This is a genomic window from Fodinisporobacter ferrooxydans (assembly GCF_022818495.1).
GTDB classification, from domain to species: Bacteria; Bacillota; Bacilli; order Tumebacillales; family MYW30-H2; genus Fodinisporobacter; species Fodinisporobacter ferrooxydans.
Genome location: NZ_CP089291.1, coordinates 3,181,902 through 3,208,012, shown reverse-complemented (window position 1 = coordinate 3,208,012; position 26,111 = coordinate 3,181,902). Strand labels below are relative to the sequence as shown.

Sequence of the window (26,111 nt, the reverse complement as noted above, 5' to 3'; positions counted from 1 at the left end):
CATTTTTACACGTTCAATTTCTTACTGCCATCTTGTCATTATCTGCCTGTTATCGTCATTATCTGCCTGCCATCTTGCCGTCTTCTGCCTGCTATCTTGTCGTAACAAGGATGTCTGGACTGAAAATCCTGAGTTTCTTTTCAAAACCTGCATCAATGAGAATTCATAACCATAATCAATGAGAATTCAAAACCATTATTTTGGGATCTTCATACCAGGAATAGATCGCATTGGTCAATTGGGCAAAGGAATCAAAGGTTTCTGTACGACCATACTCACTGTTAAATTGAATGTTTCCGCGATTGTCTTGTTGGACTCGCCATTGCTGTCCGTCAATACGCAGCATGGCATGCCCTTTCGCTGCTAATGTGCTTTCCAGTGATATCTGCCAATCCACCTATACATCGCTCCTTGTTTGCAACATTCCTTCATCAACGCTGTTTCAAAACCAGACACGCTTGGTTCTGTTTGGAAACAGACGAAACAGACATTTGATAGGATGCGCAAACAAGGAGATTTTTATCAAAATGAAAGCGTTTTTGCGTATTGGTAAATAAAGAAATCCTAAGACACTTGCAAAATTTTAAATTGAATTTCTCCGCCAGGCGCCGGCACCTGAATCATATCGCCCTGAACTTTGCCGAGCAAGCTTTGACCGATGGGGGATTCGTTGGAAATACGCCCTTCCAGGGGATCCGCTTCCGCTGGACCAACGATCGTATACGTCTCTTCTTCTCCCTCTGGAATTTCTTGAATCGTCACAGTCGAACCAAGTGTCACAATTCCTTGTACGCGATCCTCGTCGCGAATTAACACAGCATTCCGCAGTTGATTTTCCAGCATGACAATCCGAGATTCGACCATCCCCTGCTCATCTTTCGCCGCTTCGTATTCGCTGTTTTCACTTAAATCCCCGTAACTGCGGGCAATTTTCAATCGTTCTTTGACTTCCGCACGCTTTGTCGTCTTTAAATATTCCAGCTCCTCTTCGAGCTTTTTCAATCCCTCAGGTGTCACGTAAAACTGTTTCGCCATTTTCTTTTCCCCTTTCCAAAAACCCGATATCTTATCTTAGGACATTGAAGCAAATTTTACACTTCAATCCGACAAGAAATTTTTTTGGCTTTCTTTCGTTTGTTAAGTTTCTTATCATTATCTTAAATTTTTACCAGCCTATTCAGGATTTGTCAATGGACTTTCTCCTAAATAAAATCGTCAAAACTGCGAACATTACGCATCCACGCGTTTTAGCCGTATTTTACCCGGCAGCACGTCCTGGCAGCCGATTTTCGATTGAAATTGGATTTGCAACACGGATTCCTCTTCCTGTTTTCGAATGTCCAGGATCACACCAATGCCCCATTTGGGATGCTGTACACGATCCCCAATCGACCAATTTGTATCATACATCGAATTTGACACATGCCGGTCCGTCAAATCTTCCGGAATCTCCAGTAAAAACCGGGACGGATCGTTGATCTGCATTTGTCCATAAATGGTTCGTTCTGTACAATATGTGATAAACAATTGTTTGCGTGCACGTGTAATGCCCACATAACATAAATTCCGCTCTTCCTCAATTCCTTCGCTGTCGAACATCGAACGCTGGTGCGGAAAAATTCCCTCTTCGAAGCCGACGATGAACACGACGTCAAATTCCAGACCTTTCGACGCATGAAGTGTCATCATTTGCACTTTGGCTTCTTCCTGATCCGAACCTTTATCAATGTCGCTAAGGAGAGATACTTCTGCCAAAAAATCGCTGACACGCCGATTGGGATGACGTCTGTCAAAGGACCGGGTCACTGTCAAAAATTCGTCCAGGTTGTCTGCGCGATTGCGCTCTTCTTCTTTGGGATGATGCAGGTATAGATCGCGCAAGCCGGTTCGCTGTAAAACCAAACTTACAAACTCTGTGACTGTGAGACCTTCCTGCATATCCGCCAATTGTTCCAACAGACGATGAAACTCCAGTACGGCTTGTGCCGCACGTCCGGACAAGCCGACCTTTTCTCCATGTCCCAATGCTTGCAAAAGCGTCAGTTCCTGCTCATGGGCATAATCCAGCAAGCGTTTGACTGTGCTATCCCCGATCGATCGCTTGGGTACATTGATAATCCGCAGCAAAGAGATTTCGTCTTGCGGATTGCTTAGTACTTTTAAATAGGCCATGAGATTTTTGATTTCCCGACGGTCGTAGAACGTCATCCCGCCGAGAATCCGATAGGGAATGGCTGCCTGCAAAAACGCTTCTTCAATCGCCCGGGATTGGGAATTGGCCCGGTATAAAACCGCACAATCCTGATACTTCCCATCATTTTGCACATGGTTTTGAATGGTTTGCGCCACATAGAATCCTTCATCTTCCTGATCCAATGCGGCAAAAATCTGGATGTTTGCGCCTTTTTCATTGCCCGACCAAAGATTCTTCTCTTTGCGTTGCGAATTATGTCGAATGACCGCATTGGCGGCATGTAAAATCGTTTCTGTCGAACGGTAATTTTGTTCCAGTTTGACTACTTGCGCTTCCGGATAATCCCGCTCAAAATTCAAGATATTCGAGATATCCGCACCACGCCAGCGATAAATCGCCTGATCTGCGTCGCCGACCACGCATATATTCCGATATCGCTGCGCCAGCAACTGCACCAGCTGATATTGAGCCCGATTGGTATCCTGATACTCATCGACATGTATATAACGAAATTTTTCCTGATATTGCTGCAGTACATCCGGGTGTTCAGAAAAGAGTTCGATCGTTTTGCCGATCAGATCATCAAAATCAAAGGCATTGGAGTCTTTTAGCCGCCTTTGGTATAAACGGTATGTACTTGCGACAACCTGGTCCAACAAGGAACGTTTTGCGGTCGCGGCAACATCATCTGCCGCTTCCAGTTCATTTTTCATTTGCGATATTTTATAATGAATAAGCTCCGGCTCGTATTGCTTCAAATCATAATTTAAATCCAGCATGCTTTGTTTGATCAGAGTCATTTGATCATCGCTGTCCAATATGGTAAACGTTGGCGAATATCCGATTCGCTCAGCTTCTCTGCGCAGAATTTTCACACAAATGGAGTGAAATGTGCCGATCCATATATCACCGGCTTTTTTTCCCACCAATTTGACAATCCGCTCATTCATTTCCCGTGCTGCTTTATTGGTAAACGTAATCGCCAATACGTTCCAGGGGTCTACCCGTCTTTCTCCGATGATATATGCGATCCGCCTTGTCAACACGCTCGTTTTTCCAGAGCCTGCGCCTGCCAGGACTAACAGAGGGCCTTCCGTTGTTCGGACCGCAAGTGTCTGTTCCGGGTTCAATCCATCTGTAATCATATTTGCCGTCAACAAATTCCAATTACCTCCTAATGAAAGGACATGCAATTTTAACAATACCACGTTTCAAGTATCAGGACAATAGATGCTCTTTTGCGGAAAAACAGTCATGGAACCTGTTTCATTTGGAACATTTGAAGCGGGTAGCAAGCAAGAAAATCATGTTTTATGGTAAAATGATAGAATGCCAATTTGCAAAGTAAGCAATGAAATTAAAAAACGGAAAAATAAGTAAAAATCAGATTGGCGCACATTCAAAATGTGGTTAGGCCATCCACATTGGAATTTAAAACACGGTTCGAACAATCGAAAAAAATCAAGAAACAGATCGTGAGGAAGCTGGTTCATGATACGAATTGACAAACAGAATACAGTTGAACTGCTTGCACCTGCCGGCAACTGGGAATGTCTTCGCGCAGCCGTTGCCAATGGCGCAGATGCCGTATATTTTGGCGTCCAAAAATTCAATGCAAGGGCAAGAGCGAAAAACTTTGTCATAGACGAATTGCCGGACATCCTGTCATTTTTGCACTTGTACGGCGTCAAAGGATTTTTGACGTTTAACATCCTGATTTTTGAAAATGAACTGGAAGATGCGAAACGCTTGATCGAAGTATGTATGGATGCCGGCGTGGATGCCGTGATCGTTCAGGATTTGGGGCTTGTCAAGCTGATCCGCGAATTATCGCCCGATTTTCCGATTCACGGCTCTACGCAAATGACTGTTACTTCTCCGGAAGCAGTGGAATTCATCCGCCCATTTGGCATGGAACGAGTCGTCCTCGGACGGGAAAACAACCTGAAACAGATTGCCAAGATCAGCAATCGCACAAAGCTGCCGCTGGAAGTCTTCGTTCATGGCGCCCTTTGCGTATCCTACTCCGGCCAATGCCTGACTTCCGAAGTTTGGGGCGGACGCTCGGCCAACCGCGGCGAATGTGCGCAAGCTTGCCGGTTGCCCTATGATCTGATTTGCGACGGTGAAAAACAAGACATGGGCCATGTCGCATACTTGCTTTCACCGAAAGATCTGGCAGCCATCGACCTGATACCGGAACTGATCGAAGCAGGCGTGACATCTTTCAAAATCGAAGGACGTTTGAAATCTCCCGAATATGTCGCAAACGTCGTCAGCAAATACCGGCACGCCATCGACGAATACATGGAGAAAAAGGCAGTCAACATCTCGGCGCAAACACTGCGGGAGTTGCAGCAAAGCTTTTCCAGAGGCTTTACACACGGATTCTTACAGGGCACCAACAACAAGCAGCTGGTGGAAGGCACGTTTCCGAAAAGCCGCGGCGTGTTTTTGGGACGTGTCGTAAAAGTTTTGCCGACGGGCGTGCTGTGTGAGATCGAAAATCCGTTAAAACGCGGGGACGGAATCGTATTCGATGCCGGAGATCCGACAAAAAACGAAGAAGGCGGCCGCGTCTATGAGATTTTTCGGAAGAAACAAAAAATCGAGGGAGAAGTCGAAGCAGGCACCTATGAATTGCAGTTCGGGCGCAACGCGATCCATTTGCGGAACATTCATATCGGGGATCGCATTTGGAAAACGAGCGATCCGGAACTGGACCGCAGGCTGCGTAAAACCTTTGAGACCGATCAACCGTTTCGCGAATTCCCCCTGCAGATCGAGGTATCTGGAAATATCGGAGAGGAACTGCAAACCGTCTGGACAGATCGGCTGACCGGACATTCTGTGGCCATCGCTTCTTGCCAACCGTTGGAGCAAGCGGTAAAGCGGCCCTTGACAGCGGAACTGCTGCAAGAACAATTGGGGAGATTGGGCGGCACCATTTTTTATTTGGAACAATTGGATACGGAACAACTGGGTTCCGATGTCATCTTGCCTGTCAAAGAATTGAACCGGATGCGCCGGGAAGCTGTCGTACAACTGGAAACGCTGCGCAAGGCGCCGCCTGTCTATCAAAGACGGAAATCGTCAACAGGTCCGCGTGGGGAAACAAACATTTCCCGACAGCCATTCATGGAGTCGGCTCCTGGATCGCATGACTCCTTGAATCGCCAACGTCCATTCTATGGGGCGTATGCCGAAACACCACAGTTGGTCATACTCTGCCGCACCATAGAGCAGGTGGAAGCTGCCTGCGGGACGGATGTGCAGTGGATTTATGCAGATTTTGAATTTACCAAGCAGTACCGGATGGCAGTCGAAACGGCCCGCTCCTACGGTAAAGCGATCGCACTTGCCACGCCGAGGATTTTGATGCCTGACGAGCATGGGATCTTGAAAGCGATCGAACTTTTGCGTCCAGACGCGATTCTTGTACGGAATACAGGTGCGTTATGGCAGTATCGCAATCATGGCTGCAGCATTCCTTTGATCGGTGATTTTTCATTAAATATCGCCAATCATAAAGCGGCCGAATTGTTTTTGGAGCGCGGCTGCGAGTATGTAACACCTTCCTATGATCTGAACGTACAGCAAATGATCGATCTGTTGCGCAATTCTCCTGCGGCGCATATGGAATTGGTGATTCATCAGCATATGCCGATGTTCCATACAGAGCATTGTGTGTACTGTACGTTTTTAAGCGAAGGAACGGACTATACCAATTGCGGGCGCCCTTGTGAAGAACACCGGGTCTCGCTGAAAGACCGGGTTGGCTTTGAACATCCGGTACGGGTCGATACCGGCTGCCGCAATACCGTTTTTCATGCAGTCGAGCAATCGGGTTCCGAATATCTGGAAGAGTTTCGATCTCTCGGCATCCGGCGATTTCGGATTGAATTTTTGGAAGAGCCCGGCGAGAAAGTGCTTGAAGTCATTCGCCTGTACCAGCGGGCGTTGGCCGGAGAAATCCCTGGCCGTTCCGTCTGGAAGCAATTGAATGCCATCAATCAGCTCGGCGTAACCCGCGGTCAATTGGACAAGGTAGGCAATGTGGATAAATAACCATATAGTGTCGTGAGGTGGCAAACAAAAGGATGGGAGAAACTGTACCGTTTCTTCCATCCTTTTGCATTTTCGCTTCATTTTTGATCTTTATCGTTTCATTTTCAATTTTCATTTTCGGTTCCGATCCCGATCCCATGATTGTTTCTGCTTATTGTTTCCCTTGGACAGCAGCGGCCGTTTGCTGATTGGCCATGTGCTGAAAATAATAATCAAAAATCCCTCTGGAAATCGGCCCGATGCTGTCGCTGCTGTGACCGCCCGCCGGCACCACGACAGAAATGGCGATTTGCGGATGATCCACAGGTGCATAACCGATAAAGACAGATGTATCATTGTTGTTGGGTACCGTACCGACTTCGGCCGTACCCGTTTTTCCGGCTACCGTATAGGGAGCGCCAAGGAATATATAATGTGCCGTACCGTCCGGGTCCGTGACTACGCGCTGCATGCCTTCTTGCACGATCTTGAGATTCTCCGGACTTACCGGAACGGTATTCAGCACGTTTGGCTGAAACTCTTTTACCACATGTCCGTTTGCATCGACAATTTGTTTCACAATATGCGGTTCCATGCGCTTTCCACCGTTGGCAATCGCACTTGTATACTGGGCAAGGGAGATCGGTGTAAATTCTTCATCCTGTCCGATGGCTGCGAACATCAAGTCGCCGGGATTGCCGCCATCGGATAAAAATCCGGAAGCTTCATACGGCAAATCAATGCCTGTCCCCGTCTTCGGCACCCCAAGCCCAAACGCCTGCTGATAATACCGCAATCGATCCATCACGTGGGAGTGTGCTTTTGGTCCGTCGCTCTCGCCTGCAAACCAATAATTTACATTATAGAAAAACGTATCGCAGGATACTGCCAATGCCCGTTCTACATCCACTTTTCCATGACCGGACAAGACCCAGTCGTGGAAATGCCCGCCATCCCAAACGAATTCGCCGCTATCGTCAATCGAAGTATTTTTGGTAATTACGCCATCTTGCAATGCTGCCATGGCTGTTAAAGGTTTTTCTGTCGAGCCCGGCGGATACAGTCCCTGAATGGCCCAGTTATTTTGCGAAACATACCATTGCTGCATATGCTTGCCGATCCCTTCCACGAACCATTGCGGATTAAAGTAGGGATAACTTGCCATCGCATAGATTTCACCCGTACTTGGATTCATGGCTACTGCGGTCGCTGTCTTTGCCGGCTTTCCTTTTTTCTGCAAATCCAATACGGACTGTTGCAATATGGCTTGCATCGCTTGCTGCAATCCGCTGTCAATATTTAGAATCAGGTCATCTCCTTTAACGGGAGCCGGGTCCATGCCAAAATTATGCACGAGATGATTGTTGCTGTCGACTTGCACTGTCAGCCTTCCATCTTTTCCCCGCAAATAGGACTCATATTGCATCTCGACGCCGGCCATGCCGACTTTATCGTCTTTTTGATACCCTTGCTGCTCATAAGAACTGGCCTTATCCCCTGGAATGGAATTCAGATAGCCAATGACATGGCCCGCCAAATCTCCATTTAAATAATTTCGCTGCGGCTCCTCAATAATATTGCATCCGGGAAAATCATTCTGATGCTCACGGATAAAAGAGACTTGTTTCTCATTCAATCCCGTATACACCCTGTGTGTAACACTGAGCCAAGGATTTGCCGTCATGCGCTTGCCAATTTCATCCTCGGATATTTCCGGAATGACATTGTGAATGCGGTTGACCAACGTTTTGAATTGCGGTTCGTCTTTCCCCAACGTGCCGCTATACATTAATGTAAAGGACGGATTATCCGATACGAGCAACTGATGATTCCGGTCATATATAAACCCTCTGGGAGCCGGGATTGGCATCTGGTCCAAATGGCTGTCTGTTGCAAGGGAACGATACGTAGCGCCTTTTGTCAATTGCAGAAAACCCAAACGGATGACTAATGATACCAAAATCAAAAATACGATTACAAATAAAACATTCAAGCGGCTAATCGAAAATTCCCGGACATCGGATTGTTCTTTGTCGTCTCTTTCAAATTGATTCATTGCACAGGAACCATCCTTTTTCTATATTTCATGCTCACTCCATACACTTCATAGTACCATATTTCCCAATGAACATTCGGTTTCATATTTTGACAATCGATTTACCATTGGCGCGACATGCAATGAGCGATTTGCATCGGTTTGCCATGGGATCAGTCATTCGGATTCGCGTGTAAATAGCAGACAAGCTGTAATTGGCTTTGAAACCGTTGGCGTTCCATCTGTGCTGCATGAATTTCTGCAGTTGAGACATTTGTGCTGGATACGTTTCCTGCCCCGACTCTTGCTTGCAGGTGTTGCAAGATGCGATCTGTCACTTGCTGCGGTGAAATTTCTATCTTTACGATCTCCTCCAAACTTCCCATGCTCCCACTCCGTAAAGACGGCAATGGGCGATGGGACTCCATAGTGTCGTACAATCCTGCACGTTCATACATTTGGCGAATCAGATCAAAATACTGCTCACCGGAACCCCTGACCAATAGAAATGCCTGGATAATGGCAGCACCCATCACCCGCCGTTGGGCGATGCCTGCGATCTTGATCCTATCAACTGATAAATCGAAATCACCTGGACAATACGAACCTTCCACTTCCCCTGTGCGGACATCCGCAACTTTTTGGAGTGATTCGGATAAAAGATTTGCCATCATACGAAACCCTTCAGAAAGTGGAAGTGCCTTATAATCCTGTGCCGGAAGGATGAGAGACACATTTAAAACATCCTGATCCAGCGGCACGCAAGCACCGCCACAGGGCCGTACAGCCACATCATAGCCTTTGGCAAGGATCCACTCAATCGCTTCGGACATGCGGGGAAGCCGCATATCCCGCCGTCCCATCATCAACGCCCGCTGGTATCGCCAGCAGCGCACAGTGGCCGGCTGCTGTTTTTTCGCCACATGGCTGGCAATTCCTTCATCCAGCGCATGATTCCATAAGGGATCGGTATGATTCAGTACAAGACAATCATCGATAAATCGAATGCTTGCTAATGTATCTAGTAAAGTTTCACTCACGAAAACCCACATCCAATAGTGTAATGTAAAAAACCAAGAAACATAAAGTGATTTCTCCAAAATCATTATTATACAGAAAAATCTCTGTAATCGCGAGACTTTCTTCTTTTTTCTGCAGTTTGTTCTGCTTTGTGTTGCTCTGTGCTTTCTGCCGTTTTCGACTGTTGTCGATTCAGGCTCTTGCCGTTATTCTTGTTTGCCGCACTGCAGCCCACACGTGAAAAAGAGTGGCGCTTTGGCCACTCTGCATGTCGCAGGTTATTTATTTGTTCGTTGTGCTACTGTTTTCTTGCCTGTACTTCATCTTGAATTTCAGAACGAAATCCTTCGATGCTCTCTTCCCGTCGTTCATTTTTTTCGATTAGATCTGTCCGTTCGTCTGCGCGAATTTCACTCTTGTGCGCTTTTAAATAATCCCTTGTATCCCGCATATTTTCCATTGTGTTGTCGATCATTTGTTGAAGTTTTTCTACATTATCGGAACGATCATCCGGTTTTGCCATCGCAAACGTCCCCCTTGTCAATGTGTTTTGCGTTTACATTGTGCACCAACCTCTGTTTCGTTATGTGATGAAAATGCAGGATCGAAATGCAAAAAACACGCAGCATAAAGAAATCGGGTATTGTCCAATCTACAAAGAGAAAAAAGCACATAGGAAGCAGGAAGCAAATTTCGTTTGGAATCACTATACTCCAAAAGATAAGCGGGGAATGTAACGTGATCTATGTGTCATTAACAAATCAAACGTTGGAAAAAATACCGCAGCTTCATGTCGATCAATGGGGGTTTCACGAACATGCAAACCAAAAATGGACGGCAACCATGTCAAAAGAGGAATTTGACCGATTTCTAAAAGAATCGAATTCCATTGTATACAAAAATTCCATTAAGGATTACCAGGATGGACATGTAAACGGTTATTTTTCTGTTTTATAAGCGGCTTGTATAGTATTTGGCCAACCGCACATAATACAATCGTCACTTTGACTGACCAAGGGAGGAACTGTCGCATGAAAAAAGTATGTGTAGAATCCAACTTATCTCCTATGCAGGAATATTTGAGCAATCAAGGTTGTCAAGTAGAAACATTGGATGCGAATTCCATACAAAATGCAAGCGCAAATTCCACTTCCTACTCCGCCATTGTCATTTCAGGTGCAGATCAGAATCTAATGGGGATGCAATCCGTACAGTGCGGATGCCCTGTCATAAACGCATCCGGACTGACACCGGAACAGGTGTATAACCGCATTCAATCGGAAGGAAAATAAACTCGTTGCAGCAAAGCTGAACAGCGGGGAACCAGGCGGAGAGTTCACTCCGCCTGGTTGATAATAAATAAAGGGTGCAATCGCTGATACAAATGGTCGACAGAACGCATTGCATACTCTTTTTTATACAAAATTCCTTGCCGGACAATCGCCAAACAGGGAATGCTGGAGATTTGCCATGTCTGCACCAAGTTTGCCGCGAAGTTTACATTGCATTTTACCAGCGGCAGACTTGCATGCATTTCGAGTACGATATTTAACATTCTCTCACCGACTTTGCAGGTTCCGCACAATGGCGTATAAAAAAACACGGCAAAGCTTTTTCCGTCTTTCTGCATTTGCTTTATATCCCGTTCAGACGCATCTTTCACTTTCATATGATCCTCCAGAGTCAGGCATTTCACTTTGCTCTCCTTTCATACTGATACTTTTTTTTATAATGAGCAAGTGCAAGCATCGGCCAAATATATCGATAACTATGATAATGTGTATAAAAATTTCCTGGCAAGCCCGCTCCTGTTGGATACGTGATGCGCCAGTCGCTCTCGTTTTGTTCCGCGAATCCGGTCAATCGGCGGATGCCTCTGTCCAATTCATTTACGGGCTCATCCAGTATTGCGACCAATGCATCGACAGCCCATGCGGTTTGGGACGGCGTACTGGAACCGAGGGAAACAAACTTCCGCACCTGATCGCTTTTGCACGATTCGCCCCAACCGCCGTCCGCATTTTGAATATGCAGGAGCCACCGCAATGCTTTTTGCAATGCCGGGTGATTTTTATCGACCCCGACTGCGCGCAAACCTGTGACAGCTGCCCATGTGCCATAAATGTAACAAACTCCCCACCGTCCGTACCAGGATCCGTTAGGCTCCTGATGGGCCAACAGCCATCGAACCCCTTTTTCTATCATCGGTTCTTTCCCTGAATGTCCTATGGATCCGAGATAATCCAATGTTCTTCCCGTCAAATCTACGGATGATGGATCGATTAGAACATTTTTTGTACCATCAACCGCAATCGAACCCAAAATCGGAGAGTCTGTATTTTTTTCAAAGGCAGGCCAGCCGCCATCATCATTTTGCATGGAAATCAACCAGCCGTTTCCCCGCTCAAAGGCATGTTTTGCCGATCCAGCGATGATCCCTTGACTGCGAATGGCACGCAAGGCGGCTGACGTGTCATCCACATCCGGATTCATCGTATTGGCATCGGAAAAACCCCATCCCCCCGGTTTCCCGTCGGGATTGTGGATTTTCCAATCTCCCGGACGATTGTGCTGACTCGATTGAAGATATCTACCGGCATTTCGAATGATTGGGGATCTTTCCGACATTCCCGCTTCCTGCAGCGCATATGTCAAAAGTGCCGTATCCCATACCGTCGATGTGGTGTTCTGGATGTGAATGGTTGTTCCCGCCGGAAATGCCAATGTACGCAGTCCCCGTATGGCTTTTCGTATCACATCATGCTCTTTTGGATAGCCAAGAGACAGCCATGCATAAATCAGCAGATAGGTAGAACTTGCATACCCGTAAAATGTACCGTCTGTTTCTATTCGCTCCAGCATATACTGTTTTGCTGTTGCAACTGCATGTTCGTGCAATTTCTGGGGAAACTCTTTCAGATTTTGAAAAAACTGTTGCAAAGAATCGACGCTTGCATGCAATAGATCATGCAAAGAACGCATGTGACGATGTGTTGCAGAATCTGCGTCCATTGCAGAATCTACATCCAAGTAGGAAATATCAGGCGTCATTGTGGATTTGATACTGAACGTTTTATCACTTGCGAGCATCACTGGCAGCAAGTGCGCACGTGCAAATCCGGCAAACTCATAAAAATTCACCGGCATGGAAGCTGGCAGCAGCAAGAATTCGAGGGGGAAGCGAAGATGCGCCGGCCATGGATACTGGCCTGTCAGTGCCAGCATTGCTTGTGTGATCAAACTGCATTGGTTCATTCCGCCCTTTGCTAGAATAAACTGCCTGGCTGTGGAAATGCGCTCATCCGTTTCTTTTACAACACCCGATGCCAATAATGCATAATATGCTTCTAACGTTGCGGAAAGATTTCCTTCTTCTTCATCATGAAACAATTTCCAGACACCGGCAGGTTCTTGCAGTGACAAAATGCGCTCGGCCAATGCTTGTATGAGGTCTTCGTCATGGATGAGCAATGTGCGCAATACGAAAATCATATAGGCATCCGTCATCAGACCGCTCTCGTAACAAAATCGAAAGGAACCGTCCGGCACTTGCCTTTGTATAGCTTCATGCGACATCCCGGAAATCGCAGCATCGATCTTTTCTATCATACGAAACACACACCGTCCTTATGAGAACTTTGTTGTATGATACGTGAGTCGCCGAAGATCCTTTACACGTTTCTGCATTTTCACATCCATAAAAATCCATAAAAATCCCCATCACACGTCAAACGTAATGGGGATTTCACCGGGTTGATTCGATTCCAGTCTGATTTACTTCTTGTTTTGCTCCGGTACGGCGGTTCGCAATTCACTTTGGGCCCGAACTCTTCTTAAGAAGAAAGAAAGAACCAGCGCAATAACCGTCAGAATCGTTGCAACAATAAATGCATCATTGATCCCTTCAATCGTCGATTGCTGCATCATAATCCCGTACAAGACGTTTAATGCCAACGATTGACCCACTTGCGGGAGCTGTTGCAAATTTGCCGAAAGCATCTGTCCCAATCCCTGCAGGAATTGATATACAAAAGGATTGCTGGCCGATATATGTTCTGTGTAATTGGCCAAGTGAAATGTAGATCGATTGGACATGACGGAAACCAGATACGCCGTGCCGAGGGATGCGGCAATTTGTCGTGCCGTATTGGCTGCTGCGGTTCCATGACTGGCCAGATAGCGAGGCAACTGATTCAAACCGGCTGTCATGATCGTCATCGAAATAAACGACATTCCGAACATGCGAAATGTATATAAAAGCATGATATGTCCATATGTCGTATCCATGCTCAATTTGCTGAAATTCCATGTGGTTAACGCTGTAATGATCAAGCCGATGACCGCCAATGGACGTACGCCCACTCTGTCAAATAAAGCGCCGGAAATGGGCGACATGATCGCCATGATAATCGCGCCAGGCAGCAAAAGAAGTCCCGATTCCAGCGGTGTAAAGCCGCGGATGTTTTGCAGATAGATCGGAACGAGAATCATCGCGCCAAACAATGCCATATTCACGACACAACTCACCAATGTTGCAATGGTAAATATGCTATATTTGAATACGCTCAAATCCATCATCGGCTCATCTGCCGTAACTTCGCGCACAGCAAACAGGATAATAAAGATGATTCCGATGATGATCGGAAGGACGACTGCTACATCCCCCCAGCCTTTGCTGCCTGCTTCACTGAATCCGTACAATAACATGCCAAAACCGATGGTAGATGTAATGAATCCCAATACATCCAAATCCCGATCCTTGCGCTCCATAATATTCGGCATCAGCGTCATCGCAAGGACAATATCGGCGATTGCGATCGGCATTCCGACATAAAACAAGATCCGCCATGTCCAATGCTCGATAATCCAACCGGATAATGTGGGGCCAACGGCAGGGGCGAAAAACATCGCTATGGCAATTGTTCCCATGGCGCGTCCCCGCACTTCGGGCGGATAAATGACAAGAATCACCGTCATCATCAACGGCATCAAAACACCCGCACCAAACGCCTGCACAATGCGCCCGATCAATAAGATGGAAAAATTGGTAGCCAGTGAGCAAATGAACGATCCGACTGTAAAAAGAACCATGGCTGTTATAAATAGTTTTCGCGTAGAAATCCGATCGATGAGAAATGGTGTCACCGGGATTAATACGCCGTTTGTCAGCATATACGCGGTAGACAGCCATTGGACAGTATCTGCCGATACACTGAAATCAGCCATAAGTTGCGGAATCGCTACATTTAACAACGTCTGATTCAAAATCGCCACAAACGCCCCGAGTACCATGACGAGCATAATCGAGTTTTTGTTCAGCTGTTTTGGTTGCTGTGATTTTGCGCTTGCCATTTGAAGCACACCACCCCCTGTACGTTCTTATTCTATTGTTTGGTTTCCATGTAAAAAATATTCGATCCGATCCATTCCTTCCTTCAATGTCTCCATGGAATACGCATAGGAAATCCGGATATATCCTTCCCCATATTCAGAAAAAGCAGCACCTGGCACGACTGCCACTTTTGCTTTTTCCAATAATTGTGCGGCAAAATCAAAGGAGTTTTCCGCAAAAGGTCGAATCGACGGAAACAGATAAAACGCGCCGGACGGCTTGATCCCGTCAAATCCCATCCGCTGCAGGCGTTCAAACACATAGTCGCGGCGCTGCACATACTCCACTTTCATTGCCACGGCATCTTCAACTCCGCCTTCGAATGCTTCAAGCGCTGCATGCTGGCTGATGGAAGACGCACAAGTAGCACTATATTGGTGCACCTTCAGCATATGGCGCGTAATATACTCTGGGGCAAATGTCAATCCGATTCTCCAACCGGTCATGGAATGAGATTTGGACAACCCGTTGATTACAATTGTTTTCTCCCGCATGGAAGGGAAGGAAGCGATCGAAACATGGCTGCCATCATACACCAATTCACTGTAGATTTCGTCGGAAATCACAAACACATTGCGGTTTTGCAATACGTTCGCAATGGATTCCAGTTCAGAATATGAAAGTGTAGTGCCTGTCGGATTTGACGGATATGGCAAGATCACACAGCGCGTATGTTCCGTCAGTGCTTGTTCGATTGCTTCTGCCCGCAATTTAAAACCGTCCGCTCGCGTATCGACAAATACGGGTATGGCGCCACACAAGCGAATCACCGGCTCATAGCCGGGATACACAGGGCCAGGCAAGATAACTTCCGCGCCGGGTGCCAATACCGTACGCAACGCAATATCAATCGCTTCTGTCGCTCCGTTTGTTATGATCACTTCTGACTTCGGATCGTAGGACAATCCATATTTGATGGAAAGAAATTGGCATGCAGCCTTGCGTGCATCCAGCAATCCTGCATTCTCCGTATACCCGGTACGATTTTCATCAATCGCTGTTTTTGCCCGTTCTTTTACATGCTGCGGCGTTGGAAAATCCGGCTGGCCAATTGTCAAGGAGATTACATTTTGGTGCTGTGCCACCAAATTTGCAAATTTGCGAATTCCGGAAATCTGAATCTTGCGAACGTTTGGATTGATAAGATGTTCCATGTCAAATTGCTTACTGTCCGATGCTGCCATATCTGATTCACCTCTATGTATGATAAAAATCTGCACTATAAAAATATAAAATCTCTTCCTGTACTTCTATTGTACTGTTTGACATTGTTGTACTGTTTGACATGTATTGTCCTGTTTGACATTGTACTATGAAAATTCACGATTTGCATAAGGAAAACTTGGCTTCTCATGCGTTTCGGTGAAGCGAAACAATTGGCAGCCCGTTTTTTTGGAATGGTAGTACATTTGCTTGCATTCAATTTCTGGATCCAATAAAAAAATGAGGAGAACTGTATGTCTCCTCAAAGGTATTTCGGATGATGCAAGACTTGCACATTTATGGATCGTTTCGCCTGTGCAATATTGTGATTCCATGTGATTCCATGTGATTCCATGTGATTCCATGTGATTCCATGTGATTCCATGTGATTCCATGTGATTCCATGTGATTCCATGTGATTCCATGTGATTCCATGTGATTCCATGCGTTTCAAACATATTCTTCCGATCCTATGATAGATTTACAGATTTTCCCCGACACCCCGCAGGAATCCGAGGCTGACGGCAATGGCCCGATTGATGCTTGGATCGTGCAGTGCTTTATAGAGATCCAACAACCCTATTTTTTCTTTTCGCTGCAGCGTTTCTTCCGCACGGTTAATTCCATTTACCACATTCGTCAACAATTGGTTCAGCTGCACCGGATCCAGCTTGCCAAGCACTTCCAAACCGCTCATGGCGTGGCTGATCGTATGTGTTACAGTCTGTCTGGACAATTGGTCAACAGCGATTTTCGTCACTTGCTCCCGCGCCTGGATCAGTGCCGCTGCCGCTTCCAATGCGCCGCTTTCATGCAGCGACTGAATCAGCCGCAACGTATCGAGCAGCGCATCCCCGTGATCGGATACGGCTGCACTCAGCTGATCCAGAGACTGCTGCCGTTGTGCTTCTTTACTTGGCGCTTGCCTGTGAATATGCGTAATTGCTCTTGCCACTTTCATTCCCCTCCTTTTGGCGCGTCTGTGCGCGCCCTTCTTTGTCCGCGCTGTCTGCAGGTTCGAAACGATCATGAATGGGCGTATAATCGGCGCGCTGCCATTTTTGTTCGATTTGAATGCCGAGCTGCGGCTGCCGGCGGCCAAAGCGAGGATTGGAACGCGGCAAGGGATGGCTTCCCCGCTCTTCCAAGACGGTCATTTTCACTTTTGTTTCCTTATACGCCGGTGTATGTGTAATGTGATCTGTAAAGCTGCTTGTCAAAAGATTGACAGCTCCTTCATCACTCACGGAATTCATCGGCAAATACAGTTCTTTGCCATGTACCCGATCTGTCACAACAGCCCGCACCTTTACCTTGCCATAGGGAGATTCCAGCCGAACGTACATGCCGTCGACGATTCCCCGTTCTGCGGCCAGTTCGGGAGACACTTCCACAAACGTATCCGGCACTTTGTGCTGGATGCCTGTCGATTTATTTGTCAAATTCCCTTCATGAAAATGTTCCAGCAAGCGTCCGTTGTTCAGATGCAAATCGTACTCATCCGGCATTTGCACGGGCGGTACCCAATCCACGCAGGCCAGTCTCGCTTTGCCGTCCGGGAAATGGAACGATTGCGTATACAACAGCGGAGTGTCTGTACCGTCTGCTTCTACCGGCCACAGCAAGCTTTTATATCCTTCCAGCCGTTCATAGGATACTCCTGCAAACAGCGGCGTAAGACGGGCCACTTCCTCCATCACTTCGCCAGGATGCCGGTAGGAGAAGTCGCCGCCCAACCGGTTGGCGATTTCACAAATGATTTGCCAGTCCGGCTTGCTTCCAGCCAATGGCTCGAATACTTGGTACAACCGCTGAATGCGCCGCTCCGTATTCGTAAACGTGCCTTCTTTCTCCAGGCTCGGGCTGGCCGGCAGAATGACGTCGGCAAATTGCGCTGTCTTTGTAAAGAAAATATCCTGTACGACAAAAAAGTCCAGTTTTCCAAGTGCTGCATGGACGTGATTGGCATTGGAATCCACCCAGGCCATATCTTCTCCGATCAAATACATGCCCTTTAATTTGCCTTCATGGATCGCATCGATCATTTCATGGTTATCCATGCCAGGTTTGTCAGACAACGGAGTGCCCCATGCCCGTTCAAACTTGCTGCGAACGTCCTCATCCGTCACCAGTTGATATCCAGGGAAAAACTTGGGCAGCGTACCGAAATCACAGGCGCCTTGTACATTGTTATGTCCGCGCAACGGATATGCGCCCGCACCGGGACGGCCATAATTGCCGGAAATCAAAAGCAAATTGCTGATCGCCGCGCTCGTATCGCTGCCGCCGCAATGCTGTGTTACACCCATTGCCCACAAGATGCAGGTACCGTCCGCATCCCGGATCATGCGGGCGATTTCCATCAGCGTTTCCCGCTTGATGCCAGTGATTGTTTCGGCGTATTCCAAGGTATATGTCTGCAAAAATCTGGAATATTCATCAAGCCCATTCACTTTCTCCCGTAAAAACGCTTCTGCCTGCCACCCTTGGTCAATGATGTACTTTGCGACCGCAGACAGCCAGATGTGGTCGGTGCCAGGCGCAGGGCGTACAAATACGTCTGCCCGTTCCGCCATTTCATGTTTCCGCAAGTCGGCAACGACCAATTTTTGTCCGTGCAATTTGTGTGCCCGCTTGACACGCGTTGCCAGTACCGGGTGCGCTTCGGCCGGATTTGCGCCGACGATGATCACCAGGCCGGCATTTGCTATGTCGTGAATCGACCCGGCATCGCCGCCATAGCCGACGGTTCGAAAAAGTCCATCCGTCGCCGGCGACTGGCAATAGCGGGAACAATTGTCCACATTATTGGTGCCGATAACGCCGCGAGCCAATTTTTGCATCAGGAAGTTTTCTTCATTTGTGATTTTCGATGATGAGATAAAACCTAGACTGTCTGCACCATGCTGTTCTTTGATCTGTGAAAGTTTGCTTGCAATCAGGTCAAAGGCTTCTTCCCAAGTTGCCTCGACAAATGTATCGCCGCGCCGAATCAGCGGCGTTGTCAACCGTTCTTCACTATTGACAAAATCCCAGCCGAATTTTCCTTTGACACATGTGGAAATACCGTTGACAGGCGCTTCCGGCGTCGGTTCGATTTTTAAAATGTGGCGGTCTTTTGTCCAGACATCAAATGTACAGCCGACGCCGCAAAATGTACAGACGGTCTTTGTCTTCTGTATCCGCGTATCCCGCATCGCCGACTCGATCTCGGAAACGGCAAAGATCCCGCCATACCCCGGCTCTACTTGTTTCACCAAATCGATCATGGAGTCCAAAACGTCCGGCTGTGTTTTTGTCAAGAAACCAGCTTCGCCGAGCATGGATGTTTCCATTAGTGCGTTGCATGGGCAAACGGTGACACAATGGCCGCAGGAAACGCAGGACGATTCATTGATCGGCGAACCATGATCCCACAAGACACGGGGACGATCCGCTTCCCAATCGATGGAGAGTGTTTCATTTACCTGCAGGTCTTGACAAGCTTCCACACAGCGCCCGCACAAAATGCACTGATCCGGATCGTACCGATAGAAGGGATTGCTCATATCCACTTCATACCCTTTGGAACGATACGGGATGTTTTGATGCTCGATTTGCAAAAGCTCAGCCGTATTGTGAACTTTACAATTGCCGTTGTTGTTATCGCACACGGTGCAATACAATAAATGATTTTCCAGAATCCGATCCATTGCCACCTGTTGCGCTTCCTTGACGCTTGGCGAATCTGTCCGTATCATCATTCCATCTGTCACCTTCGTGGCGCAGGAACGAACGAGCTTTCCATCGACTTCAACCGTACACGTATCGCAAGACTGAATCGCCCCGAGATTCGGATGGTAGCAAATATGTGCAATTTCCAGTCCTTGTTGCAAAGCTGCCTCCAGAATACTTTGTTCGGAAGATGCTCCCAACGTTTTTCCGTCTATGGTAATCTGCACCGCCTGCTTGACTGTTTGCTCTTCTTGTTTTGTAGACATCGAAATGTACCCCTCCTTGCGCTTTGCTTTTCTCTATATTTACACGCCTGTCGTATATAAGGCTCCTGCCGTTACGCGACTGTCGTTTGGTTTGACTGCTGCGCGCCGCTTGCCGCGCTGGCAGATTTTCCGTCACGAATGTATGTAACCCAGTACGCAGACGCGACGAACAGGCCGCCGCCGACCAAATTTCCCAAAAATACGGGAACAAAATTTCTGAAATAGTCGGCCCAAGTCGCATGGCCCTCAAAAATGGCAGCCGGGATGACAAACATGTTGGCAACCACGTGCTGGAATCCAATCGCTACGAAGCCCATGATGGGAAACCAGATGCCGAGAATCTTGCCGCCGATATCTTCCGACCCATATGCCATCCAGACCGCCAAAGCGACCAACCAGTTGCAGCCGATCGCCGAGAAAAATGCTTGAATAAAACTGTCATGCAATTTTGCATTGGCAATCGCAACCGTTTTCAGTAAAAACGGACCGGAAGCTGTCAATCCCACCACATGGCCAAATACATATGCTACAAATATAGATCCAATAAAGTTCGCAATTGTAATCCAAAAAAAGTTCTGAATGACTTGACTTGCTCCGACCCGTTTGGAAAATAATGCGATCGGCAATGTCATCATATTTCCCGTTAATAATTCTGCCCCTGCGATTACGACCAACATAAGTCCCACCGGGAAGACGGAAGCGCCGAGAAATGCCCCAAATGTTCCCCAGTCTTTCGGCAAACTGGCAGTAACCCGAATATCCAGCAAAAAGCCCAAAGCAATAAAGGCTCCTGCCAAAAATCCCAGGATCAACTGATTGGGCAACGGCATATTGGCCTTGTTGATACCTGCCTGCACGGACAACTCCGCAATTTTTTTCGGTGAATGAAACGCCATTTTCTTTTCCTCCTAAATGAAAAATAAATAGAATATATATAAAAAAAACCAGCATAAAACAAACTCCGAACCTGGAGCCGTTTCATGCTGGTTAATTCTATCCACATGATCGATATAGAAAGTTCAACCAGATATCCAACTATGTAAAACTTGGTTTGATAGCGAAAACGCGTGCTTCACGCCCGCGCCATCATTCCATGCGCCATGATGTACCGATTTTTCAAAAATCGCTCTTTGCTTCGACTTCGCACAACTTGCGGTTTTGCTTAACCACTGTCTGACCACTCACTTAAGCATGCCTGATTGTAAAACAACAGAAACTATACTATAATCCGTCTTCAAAATAGTATCAATTGTTGTTTACAGAATCAATAGATTTATCAAAAATAAAAATAGAAACCGCCATATCATCATCCACATGAAAGTCAGAGAACAGATGCTGCAGCTTTGCATCCATCAATTCCTCCAAACCTTCCGGCACTTTCTCTTTATACATCTGCTGAATCATTTTGGTGCGAGCAGCATGAATCATCTCCGCCCCTTCCGCCGTCTTTGCAATAAATTTTTCCGTCGGAGTCAAATTCCCATACAGCGTCGTGATTGCCATATTCTCCAAAAAAACCGTTCGTATGCGTTCCGGGCCTTTTCCAAAAAGATCTTTGCGGACTTTTCGGATGATTTCATTAAATGCGCTTTCTTTCGATTTCAAAAACACATTCCCACTTTCTCATCGATATGATCCTATGATAACACATTATGACAATTTTTCAACAAATCAAATAGCCGGGGATGTGATGACTCCCCGGCCTCTTTTCCATCCATTCTGTTGTTTTCACGTGCAACAAGCACAATTCCCCAGCGGAATTTTCTGTTTTTTCGACAAAATATTTTTTCGTTCTAACAAAATACTGCAGTAAATTCCCTTCGCCTTGCAGATTTTGTCGATGTTCCTGTTCCCTGTCTTTTCCGTCACATACCTAGCGCATCCGACGACTGGACAACCAGACGAAATAGCGGCTAAACAAATCAATGGCGATGGAGATGGCTTGTTCATCCGGTTCGATCTGTGCATGATGAAGGCTATAGGGTGTATTGACGCCAAGCCAAATCATAAAGCCTGGAACCTGCTCCAGAAAATACCCAAAATCTTCCCCTGTCATCGCTTCTTTGCAGGCAATCAAGCGGATATCCGTTTCCTTTTGTACCCATTCCATAAATTCATTTGTAAGCTCCGGCTGATTGTATACTTGACAATAATTCGAACCGTAATTGATCGCTGCCGAACATTGAAAGCTGACTTCGATTCCCCGCACGACTTCCTCAATCCGCTTTTTCACCTGTTGCATCGAATCCAGCGACAACGTCCGAATGGTACCTTCCAATCTCGCATGCTCGGCAATAATATTTTGTTTGCTGCCCCCTTCAATTTTGCCAATCGTGATGACAGCCGCGTCCAACGGATCGACATTGCGGGAAATGATTGTCTGCAATTGTGTCGTCAAATGGGCGGCGGCTATCACCATGTCATTTGCTTTGTGCGGAAATGCAGCATGTCCACCTTTGCCGGTCAAGTCAAGAAACAATTCGGACGTATTGGCAAACAGAATCCCAGGCTTTGTAGCAATGGTTCCTACCGGATATTCGGGAGCAATGTGCAAAGCGAACAGAAGATCCGGTTTCCACGCTTGAAATTCCATACTTTCCAGCATGGGCAACGCACCGCCAGGCCCTTCTTCCGCCGGTTGAAAAATAAACAAAAGGTCCTGCTCAATGGGATGCTCTGCAAAATGCCGCAAAAGCCCAAATCCGATTGTCATGTGCAAATCGTGGCCGCAAGCATGCATGAACCCGGGATGCAGGGATCGAAATGGGTATGTCGTCTGTTCCTCGATCGGCAGTCCATCCATGTCGGCCCGAAAACCGATGCACAGACGTGGCTGTACTCCCTTGACTTTCACCAGAATGCCTGTTTTCCAAGTCCGTATCTCCAGCCGATCCTGTGGAAGCTGATGAATGTGATCCAACAGCAATTGTTGAGTTTTAAACTCCTGAAATCCCGGTTCAGGGATTTGGTGCAATTGTCTTCGCATATCAACCAGCGTTTGTTTTTCAATATTTACTATATTTTCCACTGTTCTATGCACCTCCTCTCTATCCCTGCATATCCCTGCATATCCCCGCATATCCCCGCACTGCGTTTGTTGTACCATTGGAGATAGTAACAGGAGGCTTGTTTGTCCAACTATCGACGTAGAGGCTAGTCCAACGTCTGCAGAGAAATTATAGTTGACGCAATTCTTGCTTGATTTCCGTTTTGGATTTTGTCTTATCGTCAATTGTCTTGATAATGCGCGCAGGAACACCTGCCACTACCACATTTTCCGGCACATCATCGATTACGATTGCACCTGCGGCAACAACAGACCCTTTTCCTATACGCACACCTTCCAAAAGCACCGCATTGGCTCCCACAACGACATCATCTTCGACGACGACCGGTTTTGCGGAAGGTGGTTCGATCACGCCTGCGACAACCGCGCCTGCACCAATGTGGCAGTTTTTGCCGATCGTTCCGCGACCGCCGACTACAGCGTTCATATCGATCATGGTGCCTTCGCCGATGACTGCGCCGATGTTGATCATGGCGCCCATCATGATCACAGCATTTTTGCCGATCGTCACTTGGTCGCGAATAATGGCGCCCGGTTCGATCCGCGCTTGGATATCCTTCATATCCAATAATGGAATGGCTGAGTTGCGGCGGTCGTTTTCCACTACATAATCTTCAATTTTGTCACGGTTCTCTTTCAGGATCGGCTGCAGCACTTTCCAGTCACCGAATACGACTCCAATATTTCCTGTAATAAAGGATTTTGCATCAGGTCCGAAATCAATGCCGGCTAAATTTCCTTTGATATGTATTTTTACAGGCGTTTTCTTTTCACTTTTTTGAATAAATTCGATAATTTGATTTGCATCCATTTGGTTCATTTTGTGGTATTCTCTCCTTCCGATTTTCCACGTGTAAGTATACACGATAATTCATGATTATATCATACCATTCTCTATTGGTTTGTTATTTTTTCTTTGCCCTGTTGATACATGCACATGCACATGCACATTTGCCGTGCCATCTGCGGCTATTTTTGTATACTGTGAAAACATCTACATCATCCAGGAAATTCAGATTGTTTTAGGAAACCATTTAGGAGCACATTTCTTTAGGAGGCCAATTTCATGCCAAAAGCCTGGTTAGATCCGGAGCGAGGTTTTTTAAATAAATGGGAAATGTATAAAGCGTTAAAAGATGAAAACATCGGCCCTTGCAAACTTCCAGTTACCGAACCATTCAATATCTCCGCGCTGCAACACATGCTCAATCGGTACCCGTCCATTTATGTCAAGCCTGCCGGGACATGGGGCGGTCGCGGAATCAGTCGGATCGACATAAAAAACGACGCCTTTCTATGGACTTTACAGACGGCACTACAGGGAAATTCTCTACAAATGTTCGAATCGATTTCCGATCTTTATCATGCGCTGCAACTTGCATACCAAGACCAATTTTGCATTGTTCAACAAGCAGCGCCCCTTGTGGCTTATGAAGGACGTCCTTTCGATATTCGCGTTCACATGCAGCGGGAAACAGATGAGAATTGGGCATATTCCGGGTCTCTTGTGCGCGTGTCGGGTACATCGGCAATCGTCTCAAACGTGGAAATTAGCGAAGGATCTGTACTTCCTGTGGAACAAGCGGCGGCAAAAGTGCTGCAATACAAAACACCCAAAATCAGGCGGTTGAAAAAATCCTTGGAGCAGACCGGATTTCATATCTGCCGCTTGCTCGATTCGTATCGTATATTCAATGAGATCGGAATCGATCTTGGAATCGATCCAAATGGCCAGCTTTGGCTGATAGAAGTGAATACGGACGATGCGATTTGCGGCCCCAGCCATGATCTGTTCGCAAAATTAGAAGACAAGACCATGTACAACTTGATACAACAGCGCTATAACAATCGCCAATTGCAAAAAACGAAGTGGCTGTTCCAACTGTTATTTGCCGATCCTGACGCCAATGAGAACAAAACGCCCTGAAATCGCATGTCTTGATATCGCACATATGAAAAGTTCCTTCAGATAAAACGTTCCTTCGAAGATAGGCATGTAACCATTCACCTTGTGCCATGTTTGCATTCTACAATACATCACACGAAAAAAGTGGAGACCAGCTCCACCTGGAACGTTCCAAATCGATATAAGAGGATGTTCAAAACTTATGTGGCCTTTCAGCCACCGCATCACATGAAAATGTTATTTTCGTACAAAAAACAATCAAAACTCCACGGCGGATTGCTTTGCCGAGTGCTTCGGCTTCAGGCAATGGTTATTCTGCAGTTTCTACCGGTACACAATCGTCTTCTTTGCATACGCCAAAATAGGTCAGCACTTTTTCTGTTTCAAACGTTTCGACTACTCGATGGCAATGCTGGCAAATAATTGTTCCCATTTCAGTTCCATTTGCATTTGTCAACATCCTGAATCTACCTCCCGCATTCCTCTTACCCTTGTGATATGTAGGGCAATTTTCAAATAACACTTTATTCATTTTCATCTATTTATTTAGTAATAAAACGGTTTCATTCCACAATTTAAGTATAACATATGACTAATTACGTTACAATATTTAATCGTTTTTTACTTTATGTGCTATTCTATTGTGCCGAACAACGGATGGATTTGACACACTTACACCAGATCCTTTACAGTTAAAAAAAACCTCTCCATCCAATGGAAAGAGGACACGAAGGTGGTTTAACGATTATGATCTCGTTTGTCGTTGCCATGAGCAAACATCGTGTGATTGGATTTCACAATCGTTTGCCGTGGCATTTGCCGGAGGATTTGAAATACTTCAAACAGCTTACGACCGGGCATACGGTAATCATGGGCAGAAAAACGTATGAATCGATCGGCAAGCCCTTGCCGAACCGGAAAAATGTCATACTGACGCGGGATAAGGCCTATCGCCAGGCAGGTTGTACAGTTTTGCACGCATTGGCAGACGGGCGTACTTTATGGGAAGAGCAAGACGTGTTTGTGATCGGCGGTGCAGAGATTTTCCAGCTGTTTTTCCCGATTGCCGATCAATTGTATATTACATACATTGATCATGATTTCGCAGGAGATACCTTTTTCCCGGCATTTTCAACAGAAGAATGGCAACTGACCGAATCGGCAAAAGGCATCAAGAATGAAAAAAATCCTTATGATTATTATTTTCAAACGTATGCAAGAAAAGGTATGTAATGCAATCTGGAACGTGCAAAAAAGCGATCGGGTT

At 46.6% G+C, this 26,111-nt stretch carries 23 protein-coding genes; 5 read left to right on the top strand and 18 right to left on the bottom strand.

What is annotated here, in order from left to right; translation table 11 throughout:
* Nucleotides 1–175 precede the first annotated feature (175 nt).
* The 3 genes from LSG31_RS15345 to pcrA all read right to left on the bottom strand — a co-directional run bounded on the left by LSG31_RS15345 (nucleotide 176) and on the right by pcrA (nucleotide 3,339).
* Nucleotides 176–397 (bottom strand): hypothetical protein, encoded by a 222-nt coding sequence (locus LSG31_RS15345; RefSeq protein WP_347435948.1) that lies wholly within the window; start codon nucleotides 395–397, stop codon nucleotides 176–178.
* Between the two features lie 167 nt (nucleotides 398–564).
* Nucleotides 565–1,035, bottom strand: coding sequence for a transcription elongation factor GreA (greA, locus tag LSG31_RS15340; RefSeq protein WP_347435947.1), 471 nt, complete (start codon nucleotides 1,033–1,035; stop codon nucleotides 565–567).
* Nucleotides 1,036–1,230: 195 nt separating this feature from the next.
* Entirely contained in the window at nucleotides 1,231–3,339 is a 2,109-nt protein-coding gene (gene pcrA, locus LSG31_RS15335) for a DNA helicase PcrA (RefSeq protein WP_430734282.1), read from the bottom strand.
* 346 nt (nucleotides 3,340–3,685) lie between these two features.
* Between pcrA and LSG31_RS15330 the strand changes: the two genes are divergently transcribed.
* Complete coding sequence (locus LSG31_RS15330) at nucleotides 3,686–6,262, top strand: U32 family peptidase (protein ID WP_347435945.1); 2,577 nt, start codon at nucleotides 3,686–3,688, stop codon at nucleotides 6,260–6,262.
* Nucleotides 6,263–6,413: 151 nt separating this feature from the next.
* Here LSG31_RS15330 and mrdA read toward each other — a convergent pair whose 3' ends face one another.
* The 3 genes from mrdA to tlp form a co-directional block, all read right to left on the bottom strand.
* Entirely contained in the window at nucleotides 6,414–8,297 is a 1,884-nt protein-coding gene (gene mrdA / locus LSG31_RS15325; protein ID WP_347435944.1) for a penicillin-binding protein 2, read from the bottom strand.
* Between the two features lie 152 nt (nucleotides 8,298–8,449).
* The gene (locus tag LSG31_RS15320; RefSeq protein ID WP_347435943.1) at nucleotides 8,450–9,316 is read right to left on the bottom strand and encodes a lipoate--protein ligase family protein; all 867 of its coding nucleotides are present in this window, start codon (nucleotides 9,314–9,316) and stop codon (nucleotides 8,450–8,452) included.
* 278 nt (nucleotides 9,317–9,594) lie between these two features.
* On the bottom strand, nucleotides 9,595–9,819 hold the full coding sequence (gene tlp / locus LSG31_RS15315) for a small acid-soluble spore protein Tlp (protein WP_347435942.1): 225 nt from the start codon (nucleotides 9,817–9,819) through the stop codon (nucleotides 9,595–9,597).
* 215 nt (nucleotides 9,820–10,034) lie between these two features.
* Between tlp and LSG31_RS15310 the strand changes: the two genes are divergently transcribed.
* Together LSG31_RS15310 and LSG31_RS15305 are read left to right on the top strand one after the other, a co-directional pair.
* Nucleotides 10,035–10,253 carry a hypothetical protein gene (locus LSG31_RS15310; RefSeq protein WP_347435941.1) on the top strand — a complete coding sequence of 73 codons (219 nt, stop codon included), beginning with the start codon at nucleotides 10,035–10,037 and terminating at the stop codon, nucleotides 10,251–10,253.
* Between the two features lie 74 nt (nucleotides 10,254–10,327).
* Nucleotides 10,328–10,588: a YkuS family protein gene (locus LSG31_RS15305; protein ID WP_347435940.1), complete on the top strand. Its 261-nt coding sequence runs from the start codon at nucleotides 10,328–10,330 to the stop codon at nucleotides 10,586–10,588.
* A gap of 44 nt (nucleotides 10,589–10,632) precedes the next feature.
* Here LSG31_RS15305 and LSG31_RS15300 read toward each other — a convergent pair whose 3' ends face one another.
* The 11 genes from LSG31_RS15300 to dapD all read right to left on the bottom strand — a co-directional run bounded on the left by LSG31_RS15300 (nucleotide 10,633) and on the right by dapD (nucleotide 23,758).
* Nucleotides 10,633–10,965: a thioredoxin family protein gene (locus LSG31_RS15300; RefSeq protein WP_347435939.1), complete on the bottom strand. Its 333-nt coding sequence runs from the start codon at nucleotides 10,963–10,965 to the stop codon at nucleotides 10,633–10,635.
* Nucleotides 10,966–10,988: 23 nt separating this feature from the next.
* Complete coding sequence (locus LSG31_RS15295; protein WP_347435938.1) at nucleotides 10,989–12,905, bottom strand: terpene cyclase/mutase family protein; 1,917 nt, start codon at nucleotides 12,903–12,905, stop codon at nucleotides 10,989–10,991.
* A 165-nt stretch (nucleotides 12,906–13,070) separates the two neighbouring features.
* Complete coding sequence (locus LSG31_RS15290; protein ID WP_347435937.1) at nucleotides 13,071–14,648, bottom strand: DHA2 family efflux MFS transporter permease subunit; 1,578 nt, start codon at nucleotides 14,646–14,648, stop codon at nucleotides 13,071–13,073.
* A 27-nt stretch (nucleotides 14,649–14,675) separates the two neighbouring features.
* Nucleotides 14,676–15,842 (bottom strand): aminotransferase A, encoded by a 1,167-nt coding sequence (locus tag LSG31_RS15285; protein WP_347439530.1) that lies wholly within the window; start codon nucleotides 15,840–15,842, stop codon nucleotides 14,676–14,678.
* Nucleotides 15,843–16,153: 311 nt separating this feature from the next.
* Nucleotides 16,154–16,345 (bottom strand): hypothetical protein, encoded by a 192-nt coding sequence (locus tag LSG31_RS15280; RefSeq protein ID WP_347435936.1) that lies wholly within the window; start codon nucleotides 16,343–16,345, stop codon nucleotides 16,154–16,156.
* Between the two features lie 27 nt (nucleotides 16,346–16,372).
* Nucleotides 16,373–16,846 carry a helical membrane plugin domain-containing protein gene (locus tag LSG31_RS15275; protein WP_347435935.1) on the bottom strand — a complete coding sequence of 158 codons (474 nt, stop codon included), beginning with the start codon at nucleotides 16,844–16,846 and terminating at the stop codon, nucleotides 16,373–16,375.
* Nucleotides 16,803–19,871, bottom strand: a complete 3,069-nt coding sequence (gene fdhF / locus LSG31_RS15270; protein ID WP_347435934.1) for a formate dehydrogenase subunit alpha — start codon at nucleotides 19,869–19,871, stop codon at nucleotides 16,803–16,805. Before fdhF ends, LSG31_RS15275 begins: the two co-directional genes overlap by 44 nt.
* 71 nt (nucleotides 19,872–19,942) lie before the next feature.
* Nucleotides 19,943–20,767 carry a formate/nitrite transporter family protein gene (locus LSG31_RS15265; RefSeq protein ID WP_347435933.1) on the bottom strand — a complete coding sequence of 275 codons (825 nt, stop codon included), beginning with the start codon at nucleotides 20,765–20,767 and terminating at the stop codon, nucleotides 19,943–19,945.
* A gap of 349 nt (nucleotides 20,768–21,116) precedes the next feature.
* Complete coding sequence (locus LSG31_RS15260) at nucleotides 21,117–21,476, bottom strand: Na-translocating system protein MpsC family protein (RefSeq protein ID WP_347435932.1); 360 nt, start codon at nucleotides 21,474–21,476, stop codon at nucleotides 21,117–21,119.
* A gap of 268 nt (nucleotides 21,477–21,744) precedes the next feature.
* Nucleotides 21,745–22,857: an N-acetyldiaminopimelate deacetylase gene (locus LSG31_RS15255; RefSeq protein ID WP_347439529.1), complete on the bottom strand. Its 1,113-nt coding sequence runs from the start codon at nucleotides 22,855–22,857 to the stop codon at nucleotides 21,745–21,747.
* A 190-nt stretch (nucleotides 22,858–23,047) separates the two neighbouring features.
* Nucleotides 23,048–23,758: a 2,3,4,5-tetrahydropyridine-2,6-dicarboxylate N-acetyltransferase gene (dapD, locus tag LSG31_RS15250; RefSeq protein ID WP_347435931.1), complete on the bottom strand. Its 711-nt coding sequence runs from the start codon at nucleotides 23,756–23,758 to the stop codon at nucleotides 23,048–23,050.
* Between the two features lie 246 nt (nucleotides 23,759–24,004).
* Here dapD and LSG31_RS15245 point away from each other — a divergent pair, with 246 nt between their 5' ends.
* The gene (locus LSG31_RS15245; protein ID WP_347435930.1) at nucleotides 24,005–24,865 is read left to right on the top strand and encodes a YheC/YheD family protein; all 861 of its coding nucleotides are present in this window, start codon (nucleotides 24,005–24,007) and stop codon (nucleotides 24,863–24,865) included.
* Nucleotides 24,866–25,154: 289 nt separating this feature from the next.
* On the opposite strand, the gene LSG31_RS15240 is transcribed toward LSG31_RS15245, so the two are convergent.
* On the bottom strand, nucleotides 25,155–25,304 hold the full coding sequence (locus LSG31_RS15240; RefSeq protein ID WP_347435929.1) for a GapA-binding peptide SR1P: 150 nt from the start codon (nucleotides 25,302–25,304) through the stop codon (nucleotides 25,155–25,157).
* A gap of 287 nt (nucleotides 25,305–25,591) precedes the next feature.
* Here LSG31_RS15240 and LSG31_RS15235 point away from each other — a divergent pair, with 287 nt between their 5' ends.
* Complete coding sequence (locus tag LSG31_RS15235) at nucleotides 25,592–26,077, top strand: dihydrofolate reductase (protein ID WP_347435928.1); 486 nt, start codon at nucleotides 25,592–25,594, stop codon at nucleotides 26,075–26,077.
* The last annotated feature ends 34 nt before the right edge of the window (nucleotides 26,078–26,111 follow it).

Coding starts and splice junctions, on each gene's coding strand:
- LSG31_RS15265 (WP_347435933.1), bottom strand. CDS start 20,767: ATGGCGTTTCATTCACCGAAAAAAATTGCGGAGTTGTCCGTGCAGGCA.
- LSG31_RS15330 (WP_347435945.1), top strand. CDS start 3,686: ATGATACGAATTGACAAACAGAATACAGTTGAACTGCTTGCACCTGCC.
- greA (WP_347435947.1), bottom strand. CDS start 1,035: ATGGCGAAACAGTTTTACGTGACACCTGAGGGATTGAAAAAGCTCGAA.
- LSG31_RS15245 (WP_347435930.1), top strand. CDS start 24,005: ATGCCAAAAGCCTGGTTAGATCCGGAGCGAGGTTTTTTAAATAAATGG.
- LSG31_RS15255 (WP_347439529.1), bottom strand. CDS start 22,857: ATGCGAAGACAATTGCACCAAATCCCTGAACCGGGATTTCAGGAGTTT.
- LSG31_RS15295 (WP_347435938.1), bottom strand. CDS start 12,905: ATGATAGAAAAGATCGATGCTGCGATTTCCGGGATGTCGCATGAAGCT.
- dapD (WP_347435931.1), bottom strand. CDS start 23,758: ATGAACCAAATGGATGCAAATCAAATTATCGAATTTATTCAAAAAAGT.
- LSG31_RS15240 (WP_347435929.1), bottom strand. CDS start 25,304: ATGTTGACAAATGCAAATGGAACTGAAATGGGAACAATTATTTGCCAG.
- LSG31_RS15305 (WP_347435940.1), top strand. CDS start 10,328: ATGAAAAAAGTATGTGTAGAATCCAACTTATCTCCTATGCAGGAATAT.
- LSG31_RS15290 (WP_347435937.1), bottom strand. CDS start 14,648: ATGGCAAGCGCAAAATCACAGCAACCAAAACAGCTGAACAAAAACTCG.
- LSG31_RS15285 (WP_347439530.1), bottom strand. CDS start 15,842: ATGGAACATCTTATCAATCCAAACGTTCGCAAGATTCAGATTTCCGGA.
- mrdA (WP_347435944.1), bottom strand. CDS start 8,297: ATGAATCAATTTGAAAGAGACGACAAAGAACAATCCGATGTCCGGGAA.
- tlp (WP_347435942.1), bottom strand. CDS start 9,819: ATGGCAAAACCGGATGATCGTTCCGATAATGTAGAAAAACTTCAACAA.
- fdhF (WP_347435934.1), bottom strand. CDS start 19,871: ATGTCTACAAAACAAGAAGAGCAAACAGTCAAGCAGGCGGTGCAGATT.
- pcrA (WP_430734282.1), bottom strand. CDS start 3,339: ATGATTACAGATGGATTGAACCCGGAACAGACACTTGCGGTCCGAACA.
- LSG31_RS15235 (WP_347435928.1), top strand. CDS start 25,592: ATGATCTCGTTTGTCGTTGCCATGAGCAAACATCGTGTGATTGGATTT.
- LSG31_RS15300 (WP_347435939.1), bottom strand. CDS start 10,965: ATGAAAGTGAAAGATGCGTCTGAACGGGATATAAAGCAAATGCAGAAA.